Source organism: Kluyvera sp. Awk 3, from assembly GCF_028069715.1.
In the GTDB taxonomy this organism is placed as follows: Bacteria; Pseudomonadota; Gammaproteobacteria; order Enterobacterales; family Enterobacteriaceae; genus Kluyvera; species Kluyvera georgiana_A.
Genome location: NZ_JANEWH010000007.1, coordinates 38,634 through 53,280, shown reverse-complemented (window position 1 = coordinate 53,280; position 14,647 = coordinate 38,634). Strand labels below are relative to the sequence as shown.

Genomic DNA, 14,647 nt, shown 5'->3' with positions numbered 1-14,647 from the left:
TTATTTCTTACGCGCGTATTTCAGTGAATCCAGCGCCACCGCGAAGATAATAATCGCGCCTTTGATAATGTACTGCCAGTAAGGGTTGACGCCGATATAGGTCAGACCGTAGTTGATAACGGTGAAGATGATAACACCGGTCACCACGCCGAGCACCGTACCCACGCCACCGCTGAATGAAACCCCACCCACCACGCAGGCCGCGATAGCATCCAGTTCGTACATAAAGCCGAGGTTGTTGGTTGCTGAGCCGATACGACCCGCTTCCAGCATCCCGCCGAAGGCGTAGAACACGCCTGACAGCGCATAAATCACCAGCAGGTTCAACGCAACGTTCACACCGGAGACTTTCGCCGCTTCCGGGTTGCCGCCGATAGCAAAGATGTTTTTACCAAAGCGAGTCTTGTTCCACAGGATCCAGACAAACCCAACGGCAATCAACGCGTAGAAGGTAATGTACGACAGGCGAAAGCTACCGAGTGCGACAAACCCTTGCGTGAAGGTCGAGAAACCGCTGTCAAAGCCGGAAATCGGCGACGCGCCCACGAAGTCGTAGTACAGGGAGTTAATGCCGTAAACGATGATCATCGTACCCAGCGTGGTGATGAACGGCGTCACGTTCAGGTAAGCGATGATAATCCCGTTAATCAGGCCGATCACCGCGCCAATCGCGCAAACAATCAGGATGACTACAAAGATTGGCATGGTCGCCATTTCCGGGAAAACCTTGTTGGCGTTTTCCATCGACTGCAACAGCGTCGCGGCAATCACCGCCGCGAGGCCGACCTGACGACCCGCCGACAGGTCGGTACCCTGGGTCACAATCAGCCCGGCAACGCCGAGGGCAATAATAATACGTACAGAAGACTGAGTCAGGATGTTACTAAGGTTCAACAAACTTAAGAAAGTCGGGTCCTGGATAATAATAATAGCCAGCAGAACCAAAAGAACAACGTAAATACCGCCATCTTTCAGATAAGTGAGAAAGCTTTTTTTATTTAACGCACTCATGTCGAGCCCCTGAAATTAAAGGTGCAATGACGCAAGACGGAGAATTTCGTTTTGCGTTGCGGTTTTCGTTTCTACAATTCCGGCAACCAGGCCATTACTCATGACAAGGATACGGTCAGTAATACCCAGCAGCTCTGGCATTTCTGAAGAAATAATAATGATCCCTTTATCTTTCTTTGCCAGCTCGGCGATTAATTGATAAATTTCAAATTTTGCACCCACGTCGATACCGCGAGTCGGCTCATCCAGCATCAGAATTTCAGGCTGAGTTAACAGCCAGCGTCCAATAATGACCTTCTGCTGGTTACCGCCGGATAACGAACCAATTTGCGTGTGATGCCCTGGGGTTTTTACGCGCATCGAGTCGATAACCCATTGGGTATCGCTCTTCATGCGTGAATTATCCAGCAGGCCCACTTTGTTTTTATAACTCTTGATATTCGAAATTAAAGAGTTAAAGCCAATATCAAGGTAAGCATAAATACCGGTTGAGCGGCGTTCTTCGGTAACAAGTGCAAAACCGTTATTGATCGCTTCGTTGGCGTTATGGTTGTTGATTTTCTTACCGTGCAGGGTAATGGTCCCGCTCGACTTTTCACGCACGCCAAACAGCGTTTCAACGATATCGGTACGCTTGGCGCCCACCAGCCCGGCGATACCGAGGATTTCCCCTTTACGCAACTGGAACGATACGTCGCGAATCGACGGCTGGCGCAGGGATGTCAGGTGCTGCACGTCGAGGATCACTTCCCCCGGTACGTTCTGCCTGTCCGGGAAGCGCTGGTTTAGCGAGCGCCCTACCATCATGGCGATGATCTTGTCCATATCCAGCCCTTCCAGCGGCTGGGTAGCAATCCACTGCCCGTCGCGCAGAACGGTGATTTCGTCGCACAGCTGGAAGATTTCTTCCATTTTGTGCGAAATATAGACGATGCCGCAGCCACGATCTTTCAGCTTACGGATAATGGTGAACAGATGGTTCACCTCTTTCTCCGTCAGCGATGAGGTCGGTTCATCCATAATCACGATTTTGGCGTTATAGGAGAAGGCTTTAGCGATTTCAATCATCTGCATCTGCGAAACAGATAACGTGCCCACGCGCGCACGCGGGTCAATATCAATATCCAGCTCGTCAAAGATGGCTTTGGTATCGCGATACATTTTGTCCTGATCGACAAACATGCCTTTGGTGGGATAACGCCCCAGCCACATGTTATCCATCACAGAGCGTTGTAATACCAGGTTCAGTTCCTGGTGGACCATCGAAATACCGTTTTCCAGCGCCTCTTTAGCGGAATGAAAATCGATTTCCTTGCCCTGGAAGAGAATGCTGCCGGAATCTTTTTGATAGATCCCAAATAGGCATTTTAATAACGTTGATTTGCCCGCACCGTTCTCACCCATTAATGCATGGATAGAGTGTGGACGAACTCTCAGGTTAACATTATCGAGTGCTTTTACGCCGGGAAAAGACTTGTTGATCTGGCTCATCTCCAACAAGAATTCACCTGACGGCTCTCTATTATTGTTGTCCATATATATACCTGGCCGCGATAATTCTGAGTCAGTATTTATGGGGCACACAGATGTGCGCCCCATATATTTAAAGATTACTTACCGGTGAATTGGCTAAGGTTATCTTTATCTACGCCAACGTATGGAACGCGGACGATTTTGTTTTCAATTTTCCAGGTGGTGCCATCAGCGGCGCCTTTACCTTCAGCCAGGTTTTTCGCCAGGTCGAAAGTGGCTTTCGCCTGGTTATTTGCATCGTTCAGCACGGTACCGGCCATCGCACCCGATTTAACCAGCGCCAGCGCTTCCGGCAGGGCATCGACGCCGAACACCGGGATAGAAGATTTGTTGTGCGCTTTCAGCGCTTCAACCGCACCCATCGCCATCGCGTCGTTGTTGGCAATCACGACTTCAATTTTGTTGGCGTTCGGGCCAGACAGCCAGGCGTCCATTTTATCTTTCGCCTGAGCGGTATCCCACATTGCGGTATCCAGCTGCAGCTGCTGGGTTTTCAGACCCTTGTCGTTCAGCTCTTTGATAACGTAGGTGGTACGCGCTTCCGCATCCGGGTGACCCGGTTCGCCTTTCAGCAGGACGAACTGAATCTGACCGTCTTTGTTCAGGTCCCAGTTCGGGTTCGCCGCCCAATGCTTAGCAATCAGGTCGCCCTGGATAATACCGGACTCTTTTGAATCGGTACCGACATAGAAGGCTTTGTCATAGCTATCCAGCGCTTTACGTGAAGGTTCTTTGTTGAAGAAAACGATCGGCACGTTCTGGCCGCGCGCTTTTTCAATCACCGTGCCCGCCGCTGCCGGGTCAACCAGGTTGATCGCCAGCGCTTTCACGCCTTTTGCCAACAGCACGTCAATCTGGTCGTTCTGCTTGGACTGGTCGTTCTGGGAGTCGTTCATCAGCAGCTGAACATCCGGGGCAGATTTGCCGTCTTTCTCAATCGCCTTGCGCACAACGGACATGAAGTTGTCGTCGTATTTATAGATAGTCACACCGATACGGGTATCGGCAGCGTGCGCTGCGGCACCGAAAAACATACTGGCCATCAGAGCAGACAGGGTTAACACCTTCTTATTCATGGTATCTCCGGTTTTATTATGCAGGGTAGTACGGGTGAAAATAGTCGGCGGGCATGGTTAATGGAATGTTACCACCCGACGAAATTCACTGATCAAAATTTGTTCTTCCGTGTTGAGTAACGATCCAGAGTACGATTTATTCTGTGTTTGCAGCTGGTCTACGCTATAAAAAGTGATTAATCACCGTTACATCATGTTTCAGCCTGATAAACGCTGCCACTATAGCCATCGCGATGTTAACAATCTGTGAATTTACTCACAGATTGAAAACGGTTACATAGGATTAACAATTTAGTTCGTGATGGGATGCACAAATTGCCGCTGAGCCACCGAGTGGCGGCGAACCAGGGTCGGCATAAAACAATGCGTAGCGTCACCGTCAAGCTTCCCGGCAGCGCCGAGCAGCGCCAGTTCAGTGGCTTGTTTTGCCATAGAAACAATCGGATAGCGCACGGTGGTGAGTTGAGGATCGGTATAGCGCGCAATCGGGATATCATCAAAACCAATCACCGAAACCTGCTGCGGCACCGCAATACCGTTATCTTTGAGCGCGCTTAGCGCCCCGGCGGCCATGTTATCGTTATACGCAAAAACCGCCGTCAGTCCGGCGTTGCGCCCGAGCAGTTCAACCATTGCCGCCTCACCGCCCTGCATATCTGGCGTCCCGGTGCCAACCCAACTGTCCGGCGCCACGATGCCCTGTTCCAGTAAGGCTCGCGCCCACCCTTCCCGACGCATGTCGTCATCTTCGATGTTGTGACTGGAGGCCAGGTAGCCGATACGCTGATGGCCATGATTGAGCAGCATTCGGGTGCCCATCAACGCGCCACTGACGTTGTCGAGGCAAACGCAGCGGTGCGCATAGCCGGGGACGATACGATTGATCAGCACCATGCCGGGCATCTGAGCCATGAACTCGCTCAACTCCCGATCGCTTAACGCTTTTGAATGGACGATCAGCGCGCTACAGCGCTGACGTATCAACACTTCAATGGCGTTACGTTCTTTGTCCGCTTCATGATAGCTGTTGCCAATCAGTACATTTTTTTGATACTGCTGGGCCACTGTATCAACCGCTTTCACCAGCGCCCCGAAGAAAGCATCGGAGACGTCCATCACCACCACACCAATGGTATCGCTGACCTGGGTGGCCAGCGCCTGCGCGTTGGCGTTTGGCCGATAGCCTAACGCGGCAACCGCTTTCATCACTGCCTCGCGGGTATCCTGGCTTACCAGTGCGCTGTTGTTCAGCACCCGGGAGACGGTAGCAACGGAAACGCCAGCCTGGCGCGCGACATCACGAATGGTGACCATACTCACCGCCCGATTGAATAGTGCTGCAGTTCACGTGACACCTCCTGGGTCCATCAAGATGCGCTATTCTGGCAGCGAGCTGGCGGCAACTACGTGAGGGCGGTCACACGTCTGGAAACGGTTACATCCATTTTGTTAATGGTTGTGATCTCGATCGTTATCTAAATGTATTGCGGAATGAAACACCAGCGGCTTTTGCCGTCAACTGCCGCCATAGCCATTCCACCGGCCCCTGACGGAAGCGACGCAGCCACAGCACGGAAAAGACGAGGTTGACCAGCCAGACAGGAACCACGAAAGCCAGCAACGTCAGGCGATCGAATTCCATAAACAGACCGAAATGATAGAAGAGCGTGGTGCAGATGAGCGTTTGCAGCAGATAATTAGTGAGCGCCATACGGCCCACGCAGACAACGGCTGCAGCAAGTTTAGAACGGCTGATTTGCGGCCAGTAGCCATAGGCCAGCGCCGCATAGCCCAGTGTCTGAATGGGTGCGCTGATTTCCCGCGGGACCTGTAACAAGAAAGCGCACCAGCGGTAGTCCCAGCCGAGATGCCACTGCGCGGCAATCGCGGGCAGATTAATCACCATACCGAGCGGAATACAAATGCCCGCACAGCGGCGATAATGACGGGGGCTGAACTGCCCTTTCAGCCAGCCGCAGCGCATCAGCGCCGCCCCCATCAGCATCATGCCCGCCAGCTGCCAGCCGTACTGTGCGCCCAGCGCCAGCAGGTTAGCGGATAACATATCAGCGCGATTGCTGAACGCTTCCAGCCCGCCGTTCAGCTTCCAGTAGTGTTCATACAGCAGACTGGAAGCATCCGGCACCCATGAACGGCTCTGGCCGCTGTCGGCAATCAACCCCAGCAGGATCAGCACGGCTACGCCGACGACATAGAGCATCACGCCGGTATTAAACAACGCTTTGACTTCCCCGGCGTCACGCACCAGCCGCCAACAGATAAGCCCTACCAGCGCGTAGGCCAGCAGAATATCACCGTCCCAAAACAGCAACGCATGGATAAAGCCCAGCAGCGCCAACAGCGTTAAGCGGCTTTGGATCCAACGTGAACCGCGCGGTAGCAGTAGCTGGAGCCCGGCGCCAAACAAAAGCGCGAAGAGCGTCAGGAATTTGACCTGAGCAAAGAGATCGAGAATGGCCCACGTCCAGGCGTCGCGCGAGGTGACCTCGCCGTACCAGGCCGGGTTAAGATAGGCGGCCTTCGGCAAGCCGAAGGCGCTGATGTTCAGCAGCAGGATCCCCAGAATGGCAACGCCACGAATAAAATCCAGCGTGACGTTTCTCTCCATGTCCCCTGCTCCGCTGACGTATTAGTTGTGGTGACGCACGGCGCGCAAGAACTCCTGGCGGGTGTTCTGGCTGGACTTGAACAGACCGCCGAGCGACGTGGTCGTGGTCGCGCTGGTGGCATCGCGAATGCCGCGCGCTTTCACGCAGTAGTGCACCGCGTCAATGGAGACCGCCACGTTGTTGGTCCCCAGCAGCGTTTGCAGCGCAGTCAGGATTTGCTGCGTTAAACGCTCCTGCACCTGTGGGCGCTGAGCGAAAAACTGCACGATACGGTTAATTTTCGACAAGCCAATCACCGAATCTTTCGGGATATAGGCGACGGTCGCTTTACCATCAATGGTCACAAAGTGGTGTTCGCAGGTGCTGGTTAGCGTGATATCGCGCACGGTCACCATTTCATCGACCTTCATTTTATTTTCAATGACGGTGATTTTCGGGAAATTGGCGTAATCCAGACCAGAGAAAATCTCGTCCACATACATTTTGGCGATGCGGCGCGGCGTTTCCATCAGACTGTCATCACTTAAATCGAGATTCAGCAACTGCATGATCTCAGTCATATGTCCGGTAATCAGGCGCTTACGGGTTTCATTATCCATTTCGCGCACCGGTGGGCGCAGCGGGGTTTCCAGACCACGGGCGACCAGCGCTTCGTGTACCAGGACCGCTTCTTTACTCAGTGATGACATTATTATTTCTCCTGCAGGTGTGCACTTTGCTTTTGTCGGTGCAAAGTTTGCACTCATTGTGCGTGAGGCGACGCACAGAATCCAGTATTCGTCGCGATAATTATTGCAATCGTTCTTACCTTTCAGGCTGCGGACGCCAGACCAGCGCGCCACCGATCAGCAGCGCAACCGCAGCAATCCCCAGCGCGGGCTCCAGTCGCTGGGTCAGCCAGGTCGAGAGCGCCGAAGTCATTGGCCCTATCAGTTGCCCGACGGCATAGCCGGTGGTCAGCAGCCCGGCCATATAGCGGGCGTGATTTGGCGCCAGCTCGCGGCCATAAAGCAGAGAGAGTTGTACCGCCGCGAGGAATCCGCCGCCAACCAGCAGCGCGCCGACAACCAGCCCGCTCATCCCCGGCAGCAGCCAGGCGGCCAGCACGCCGACGCCCTGCAGCCACAATACTATCGCCAACCGCTGGTGCGTGTGACCCAGGCCACGCGTAGCAATACTCAGCGCAATCCCTGTTGCCCCCGCGAGGCCAAAGACCGGCCAGATAAACTGAGCAAACAGGCTGTCCGGGAAACGCTGGCTGGCCATTTGCGATAAGAAGGTGGCGGGCAGAATATAGCCAAAGCCCGCCAGGCTGTAGCTCCACACCAGCCGCTTCAGGTTGCGGGTTAAGGTTAATGGCTCCGGCTTTTCACCGCTACGGTGCAGTTCGCCGGGCCGCGGCAACCAGCGGCCAATCAACGCCACCAGCAGCAGCGCCAGCACGCCGTACAGCTGCCAGCCCGCCGCCGCGCTCAGCGCCTGCGCATGAATAAATACGCCCAGCAGGCCGCTTATCGCGATCCCCGCCCCCGGCCCGGCAAACACCGCCGCACTGAGCCCCGGCCTGGCATAGTGCGCCAGCCGTTCATTCACCCATGCCGCCGTCAGCACCATCGACCAGCCGCTCATGCAGCCGATAACAAAACGTAGCGCACCGTGCAGCCAGGCGTTATCCGCCAACGCGGATAGAAAGGTCAGCGCCACCGCACCGATGATGCCAAGATACAGTCGGGCCTCAACGCCGCGATGGGTCCGCATGGCATCCCAGGCACCCACCAGGTAACCCAGATAGTTAAGCGCCGCCACCAGCCCGGCGCTGGTCAGCGTCAGCTCACCTTCCGCAATCATCAGCGGCACCTGAGGCGTAAAAGCAAAGCGCCCAATCCCCATCGTTGCCACTAGCACCAGAAAGCCACTGAGCGCAATTCGTACCGGCATGAAAGCCTCAAATGTGAATGTAAAGTTATCTTTATGATGCAACATGTAAATGTTATGCGGAAGTGAAAGTTACTCACCAGCGATGAATTATCTGTATGATGGGACTATTAATTCTGACCAAAACCGCGAGGAGCCCGCATGGAAATGCTTGAAGAGCACCGCTGTTATGGCGGCTGGCAGCAGCGCTGGCAGCACCATTCCACCACGCTGAACTGCCCGATGACGTTCAGCCTGTTTTTGCCACCGGAAGGCAAAAAAACGCCGCCGCCAGTGCTGTACTGGCTGTCCGGTCTGACCTGCAACGACGAGAACTTCACCACCAAAGCGGGCGCGCAGCGTGTTGCCGCAGAATTGGGTATTGTGCTGGTCATGCCGGATACCAGCCCACGTGGCGAAGGCGTGGCTAACGATGCCGCTTACGATCTTGGCCAGGGTGCTGGCTTCTACTTAAACGCCACCCAGGCACCGTGGGCCGCCCACTATCGCATGTACGATTACCTGCGTGACGAACTGCCGGCGCTGATTCAGGAACAGTTTAACGTGAGTGAACGCTGTGCCATCAGCGGCCACTCGATGGGCGGCCACGGCGCGTTAATGCTGGCGCTCAAAAATCCGGGTCAATATTGCAGCGCTTCGGCCTTTGCGCCCATCGTCAACCCAAGCCGTGTGCCCTGGGGAAAGAAAGCCTTTAGCGCCTATCTCGGTGACGATATCGCACGCTGGGCCGAATGGGACAGCACCGAACTGTTGCTGGCAAGCCGCGCTGAGGCGCCGGTTCCGCTACTCATTGACCAGGGCGATAACGATCAATTCCTGGCCGACCAGCTACAACCTGCGGTATTTGCCGAAGCCGCGCGGCAGAAAGACTGGCCGCTCACCCTGCGTATTCAGCCGGGTTACGACCATAGCTATTACTTTATTGCCACCTTTATTGAGGACCATCTGCGGTTCCACGCGGAGCATCTCTTTGCGTAGATAAGCGCAGCGCCATCCGGTAATCTGCCCTACCCTGCCGGATGGCGGCGTAAACGCCTTATCCGGCCTACAAATCAGCGCCCGGCAGCGTGTAGGGATACGCCTTACGATACTGCAACGGCGTTTTGCCCATATTCTTGCGAAAACAGGTAATAAACCACGCGTATTCGGTAAAACCGACCCGTTCAGCAATTTCCCGCACCGAGAGCTGTGAATGCAGCAATAATTCGCAAGCCTGACGAATTCTCCGCATCATCAAATATTCCTGAATCGTGCCGCCGGTTTCATCATGAAAACGCCGCGAGGTGTGTCCGCGCGAACAGCCCATCACCTCCGCAATCTCCTCCAGCGAACAGCGTTCGTGGTAGTGATTTTCCAGCCAGCGAATAATGGTCGATGAAAAGGTATTATGCCCGGTCGCCTGCTCCTGCTGTGGCAACAGGCTGATCAGCTGCATAATCAGAAAGGCGCTGTCGCTGGTGCTCCAGCTTTCCTCGTGGGTCAACGTTTCAAAGCGCTGTAACAGCGTTTCAATCACCGGCTGCAGGTCGCCCACATCAAACACCCGCGCCTTCTCACCGCGGCCACACAGCTGGCGCAGCAGCATCTGCTGACGGGGAAAATCCCGCAGCCAGGGTTCCAGCAGCAGCGGATTAAAATGCAGGGTCGTACGATGGTAAAGGTTACGTTCATCCTGCTCGACGTACACCTTGTGCAGCTTACCGGGCGGGAAGATAAACAGGCGACCCGGTTTGACCGTGTACTGCTGGTGTTCCATCAGCGCAATCCCGACCCCACGCGACACCGAGAGAATCTCCGCACACTGATGCCAGTGATAGTAATTGGCCGGCATATTTTGCATACGATTGAAATAAATCGATTTATCGTTGAGATGGATCTGCTCAAGATAAGTCGTGTCTTCCGTTCGCTGGGAGTGGGCCACCGCGTTTGCCTCGCATGTTAATAAACTTAAACTTTCATCATCGAAGTAAAACTTTCAGGCCAAAATACGCCATAAAATTATTTTTAATTACCTGAGATGCGTAAAAGTAAGAGCGCAATCACATTTGCCACACGGGGCAACTTCCTATTATTCGTCCGCCATCAACGATATGAAACGGGATTTCATCATGCGGACGAAACAAGAATACAGTGCACAATTAACACGTTGGATTACGGCAGCCGTTCCCCATCTGTCGGCCGATTGCACGCGCCTTCACGCAGGAAACACCGCTGCACAATACCCGGACGAGGTGGCCGGGATGGAAGGTTTTATTCGTCTGCTGTGGGGGCTGTTACCACTGGTTAGCGGCGGCACAACGCCGGAGTGGCACGATAAATTCATCACCGGCGTGCGCAACGGCTGTAACCCGCAGCATCCCGGCTACTGGGGGGATGTCGGCGATAACGATCAGCGCTGCGTTGAGATGGCCGCATTTGGCCTCGGGCTGGCGCTACCGAACAACGGACTGTGGCAGGCGCTGTCCGCCGCGGAACAGGATAACCTCGTGCGCTGGCTCAGCCAAAGCGCGGATGTCGCCGTGCCGGACAATAACTGGCACTTTTTCCCGGTGCTGATTCAACTGGGTCTGAAATGCGTTGGCCGTGAATATGACATGGCGGTGATCCACCGGCATCTCGACGCCATCGAACCCTTCTGGCTGGGCAACGGCTGGTACTGCGACGGTAAAGGTAAACCGCGCGATTACTACATCTCCAGCGCCTTCCATTTCTATGGCCTGATCTACAGCCACTTTATGCAGGATATCGACCCGGAGCGCTGCCTGCGCTATCGCCAGCGCGCCCAGCAGTTTGCCCAGGATTATCGCTATTACTTCACTGCCGACGGCGCGGGCATTCCGTTTGGCCGTAGCCTGACCTATCGCTTTGTGCAGGTCGCCTTCTGGAGCGCCGTGGCCTTTACCGGGCTGGACGTCTTCACGCCGGGCGTGGCCAAAGGGTTGATTTTGCGCAATCTGGAGCACTGGCAGACGCAGCCGTTTATCGACGCAGATGGGCTATTTACGATCGGCTATGCCTACCCGAACCTGATTATGGCCGAAGACTACAATAGCCCCGGTTCACCGTACTGGGCGCTGAAGGCGATGCTGATTCTGGCATTACCGGAAGAGAGCGCCTTCTGGCAGGCCGAGTGTGAACCGCTGCCCGCGCTGGAGACGATCCACCCGATTCCCGAAGCCGGGCAAATCATCGTCCACAGCAGTGAAAACCGCCACGCCTGGATGCTGATGTCCGGTCAGTTCGACAAGAATAACTTTGTTAACTTTGAGCAAAAATACTGCAAATTCGCCTATTCCAGCCAGTTCGGCTTCACCCTGGAGCGCGGGCGTTATGGGCTGAATCACGCCGCCGTCGATTCCATGCTGCTGTTCAGCACGGGGGATGACTACTATCGCGGCCGCCGCGAGTGTGAGCGTTCGCAAGTGACCCCACATTGGGTACGCAGCGAGTGGCGCCCGTGGCACGACGTCGAAGTCACCAGTTGGCTCATCCCGCTGGAAAGCGGCCACATCCGCATTCACCGTGTGAACACACCGCGGGCGCTGAACTGCGTCGAAGGGGGATTTGCCGCCAACCGCCATCGCCAGACGCGGCTCGAACAGCTTGCCGATGCCGTCACTGTGCAAACGGCAGATGATTACAGCCAGGTGGTTAACCTGTACGGCAATCGCGAGCCGCTTGTCGTTACCACGCCGCCAAACAGCAATGTGCTGTACGCCGCCCCAGCCGATATTCCCTGCCTGTCCGCGTCGCTGAGCGCCGGTACCCACTGGTTGGTCTGCTACGTTAGCGCCGACCTGGGCACAGCGCGACCGCTGCCGGAGGGGCTGGAGTTTGACCCTGCTACACGACAGTTAACCGTGAACGGTAACCCGCTCACGCTGGTATAAACCTGACCTCTGAATCACGGCGGAGACCGTAATGACAACCACAATTCAGTCGACTCGTTCGGCGTATATCAAGTTAAGTCTCTTTGTTTTCCTCTTTACCTTTACCTGGGCGGCAAGCTTTGGCCTGTACGCCATCTGGCTTGGCGACAAAGCCGGGCTGGACGCTGTCGATATTGGCACCGTGTTTGCGGTGAATGGCGTATTCGCCGTAGTGATTAAGCCGGTGTACGGCTACATCATGGACAAAATCGGCATGAAGAAGCACCTGCTCTATTTTGTCTGTATTGTCTCGGCGCTGATGGCTCCCTTCTATATCTGGATCTATCTGCCGCTGCTGCAAAGCCACTTTATCAGCGGCATGATCGTCGGCGCGCTATTCTTTAGCCTCGGCTGGTATGCCGGCGTCGCGGCGGAAGAGTCCTATGTTGACCGCTTCAGCCGCCTCTACAACATGGAGTTTGGCCGCATCCGCATGTGGGCAGCGCTGGGCTGGGCCACCGCCTCGTCGTTCTCCGGCTTCCTCTATAACATCTCGCCTAAAATCAACTTTGCCATCAGCAGCGTCTCGGCGCTGTGTATGTTCGCCGTGCTGCTGACGCTCAAGGTCGACCATTTCGGCCAGGAGGAAAACAACGTCCTGTCGAAAGATAAGATTGTGATTACCGACGTGCTGCACCTGCTGGCGAACCGCAAATTCTGGATGTTTGCGCTCTATATTGCCGGCGTGGCGTGGATGATGTTTATCGCCGAGCAGCAGTTCTCCCGTTACTTCGTCACCTTCTTTGCCACCAAAGAAGAAGGTAACGCCATGTTCGGTTATATGAGCACCGCCCAGTCCGCCGCCGAGTTCTTCGGCATGATGCTGGTGCCCGCCATTATCAATCGCATCGGTGCGAAGCAGGGGATGTTGCTCACCGGGCTGGTAATCAGCCTGCGCTTGATTATCTCCGGCCTGACCAGCGACCCACTGATTATCTGCCTGGTGAAACCGCTATACGGCATTGAAATCGCGCTGATTCTGGTGTCGGTGTTTAAGTATATCGCCGAGCATTTCGACAAACGCGTTAACGCCACCATGTACCTGCTGGGCTACCAGGCGATGATTTACGTCGGCTCTATCGTGGTCGCGCCGCCTGCGGGTTACGCCTATCAGACCATTGGTTTTGAACATACCTATCTGATTATGGGCATCATCGCCCTGGTCTTTACCGGCGTATCCGCCCTCACTCTCTCTGCCTGCTACAGCCACAAGAAGAACGCTGTAGGCTAGGAAATCAAACACGAAGCGATTAATTAAAAACGGGAATATGACAGCATGACGTCTGAAACGATCAGCAAAGAACCGCTCGCCTGCCAACCGCTCCAGCCGGGCGAACGTGAAGCACTTGGCCGTAAAATTCGCGGGATAATGCCCGACCTGCTGAAAGCAATTGAGAGCAACGCGGACTACTTTGGTCAGCGTTTTCCGGATGCGGCCTGCGAGAAAGGCATCTATCCCATCATCGACAATATTGAGTGGACCACCAGCTTCTGGACCGGCCAGCTGTGGCTGGCCTATGAATGGACCGGGCAGGAACAGTACCGCACGCTTGCAGAGCAGCATATTCATTCGTTCGGCCAGCGGATTATTAACCGCGATCATACTAACCACCACGATCTGGGCTTCCTCTACAGCCTGTCATGCGTGGCGGGCCAGCGCCTGACCGGCAACCGCGAAGCAGGCTATATCGCCCTGCTCGCTGCCGAAGCGCTGATGGAACGCTATAACGAAAAAGCCGGGATCATCCAGGCCTGGGGCGAGCTGAACAACCCCGAACAGCAAGGGCGTATGATCATCGACTGTAATATGAATCTGCCGCTGCTGTACGAGGCCAGCCGCGCGAGCGGCGACCCGCGCTACGCCGAGGCAGCAAAGCAGCATATTGAGCGCGCGCGTCGCTATATCGTGCGTGAAGATGGCTCAACCTTCCACACCTGGTATATGGACGTTGAGACCGGCGCACCGCGCTTTGGCAACACCCATCAGGGCTTCTCCGACGACTCCTGCTGGGCGCGCGGCCAGGCATGGGGCGTTTATGGCTTCCTGCTGAACTACCTGTATACCGGCGACGAACGCCTGCTGGAACTCAGCCAGACGCTGGCGAACTATTACCTGAATCGTCTGCCAGACGATCTTATCTGCTATTGGGATCTGGCGCTCACCGACCCTACCAGCGAACGCGACAGTTCAGCAGCAGCCATTGTCGCCTGCGCGCTGCTGGAATTAGTAAAACATCTCCCGGCGACACATCCGGATAAGGAGAGCTACGAGACGCTGGCGCTACGCATGATCGGCAATATGATCGACGGTTATGTGAATCGTGAACATACGCCGGGCCAGGGGCTGCTGAAGCATTCGGTGTACTACTTCAAAGGTGGAATTGGGGTGAACGAGTGCTGTAGCTGGGGGGATTACTTCCTGATGGAAGCGATCACGCGGGCGGTACAGAACTGGCGTAGCTACTGGTAAGAGAGGTTGCCCGATGGCGCTACGCTTATCGGGCCTACGCGAGCGCGCAATATGGTCGCGCAG

The 14,647-nt window shown here is 55.3% G+C and carries 12 protein-coding genes; 4 read left to right on the top strand and 8 right to left on the bottom strand.

Annotated elements, in window-relative coordinates:
- From mglC to NNN71_RS03150, 7 genes are all read right to left on the bottom strand, one after another.
- Positions 1-1,011 (bottom strand): galactose/methyl galactoside ABC transporter permease MglC, encoded by a 1,011-nt coding sequence (gene mglC, locus NNN71_RS03180; protein WP_163447610.1) that lies wholly within the window; start codon positions 1,009-1,011, stop codon positions 1-3.
- A 15-nt stretch (positions 1,012-1,026) separates the two neighbouring features.
- Positions 1,027-2,547: a galactose/methyl galactoside ABC transporter ATP-binding protein MglA gene (gene mglA / locus NNN71_RS03175; RefSeq protein ID WP_167575424.1), complete on the bottom strand. Its 1,521-nt coding sequence runs from the start codon at positions 2,545-2,547 to the stop codon at positions 1,027-1,029.
- Positions 2,548-2,621: 74 nt separating this feature from the next.
- Positions 2,622-3,620, bottom strand: a complete 999-nt coding sequence (gene mglB, locus NNN71_RS03170; protein ID WP_064544116.1) for a galactose/glucose ABC transporter substrate-binding protein MglB — start codon at positions 3,618-3,620, stop codon at positions 2,622-2,624.
- A 291-nt stretch (positions 3,621-3,911) separates the two neighbouring features.
- Entirely contained in the window at positions 3,912-4,934 is a 1,023-nt protein-coding gene (gene galS / locus NNN71_RS03165) for an HTH-type transcriptional regulator GalS (RefSeq protein ID WP_163447608.1), read from the bottom strand.
- A 157-nt stretch (positions 4,935-5,091) separates the two neighbouring features.
- Positions 5,092-6,249, bottom strand: a complete 1,158-nt coding sequence (yeiB, locus tag NNN71_RS03160; RefSeq protein ID WP_271457863.1) for a DUF418 domain-containing protein YeiB — start codon at positions 6,247-6,249, stop codon at positions 5,092-5,094.
- Between the two features lie 21 nt (positions 6,250-6,270).
- On the bottom strand, positions 6,271-6,939 hold the full coding sequence (gene folE, locus NNN71_RS03155; RefSeq protein WP_064544110.1) for a GTP cyclohydrolase I FolE: 669 nt from the start codon (positions 6,937-6,939) through the stop codon (positions 6,271-6,273).
- Positions 6,940-7,054: 115 nt separating this feature from the next.
- A complete protein-coding gene (locus tag NNN71_RS03150) occupies positions 7,055-8,188 on the bottom strand; it encodes a YbfB/YjiJ family MFS transporter (RefSeq protein WP_064544224.1) in 1,134 nt (377 codons plus the stop codon).
- Between the two features lie 138 nt (positions 8,189-8,326).
- Between NNN71_RS03150 and fghA the strand changes: the two genes are divergently transcribed.
- Complete coding sequence (fghA, locus tag NNN71_RS03145; RefSeq protein ID WP_271457862.1) at positions 8,327-9,163, top strand: S-formylglutathione hydrolase; 837 nt, start codon at positions 8,327-8,329, stop codon at positions 9,161-9,163.
- 67 nt (positions 9,164-9,230) lie between these two features.
- Here the strand turns inward: fghA and NNN71_RS03140 are convergent, their stop codons facing one another.
- Positions 9,231-10,106, bottom strand: a complete 876-nt coding sequence (locus NNN71_RS03140; RefSeq protein ID WP_271457861.1) for an AraC family transcriptional regulator — start codon at positions 10,104-10,106, stop codon at positions 9,231-9,233.
- Positions 10,107-10,293: 187 nt separating this feature from the next.
- Here NNN71_RS03140 and NNN71_RS03135 point away from each other — a divergent pair, with 187 nt between their 5' ends.
- Genes NNN71_RS03135 through NNN71_RS03125 form a run of 3 tightly spaced genes read left to right on the top strand, consistent with a single transcriptional unit; the run spans position 10,294 to position 14,584 of the window.
- Positions 10,294-12,075: a DUF2264 domain-containing protein gene (locus tag NNN71_RS03135; protein ID WP_271457860.1), complete on the top strand. Its 1,782-nt coding sequence runs from the start codon at positions 10,294-10,296 to the stop codon at positions 12,073-12,075.
- A gap of 31 nt (positions 12,076-12,106) precedes the next feature.
- The gene (locus NNN71_RS03130) at positions 12,107-13,345 is read left to right on the top strand and encodes an oligosaccharide MFS transporter (RefSeq protein WP_271457859.1); all 1,239 of its coding nucleotides are present in this window, start codon (positions 12,107-12,109) and stop codon (positions 13,343-13,345) included.
- A 45-nt stretch (positions 13,346-13,390) separates the two neighbouring features.
- Positions 13,391-14,584, top strand: coding sequence for a glycoside hydrolase family 88 protein (locus NNN71_RS03125; protein ID WP_249023010.1), 1,194 nt, complete (start codon positions 13,391-13,393; stop codon positions 14,582-14,584).
- Positions 14,585-14,647 lie beyond the last annotated feature (63 nt).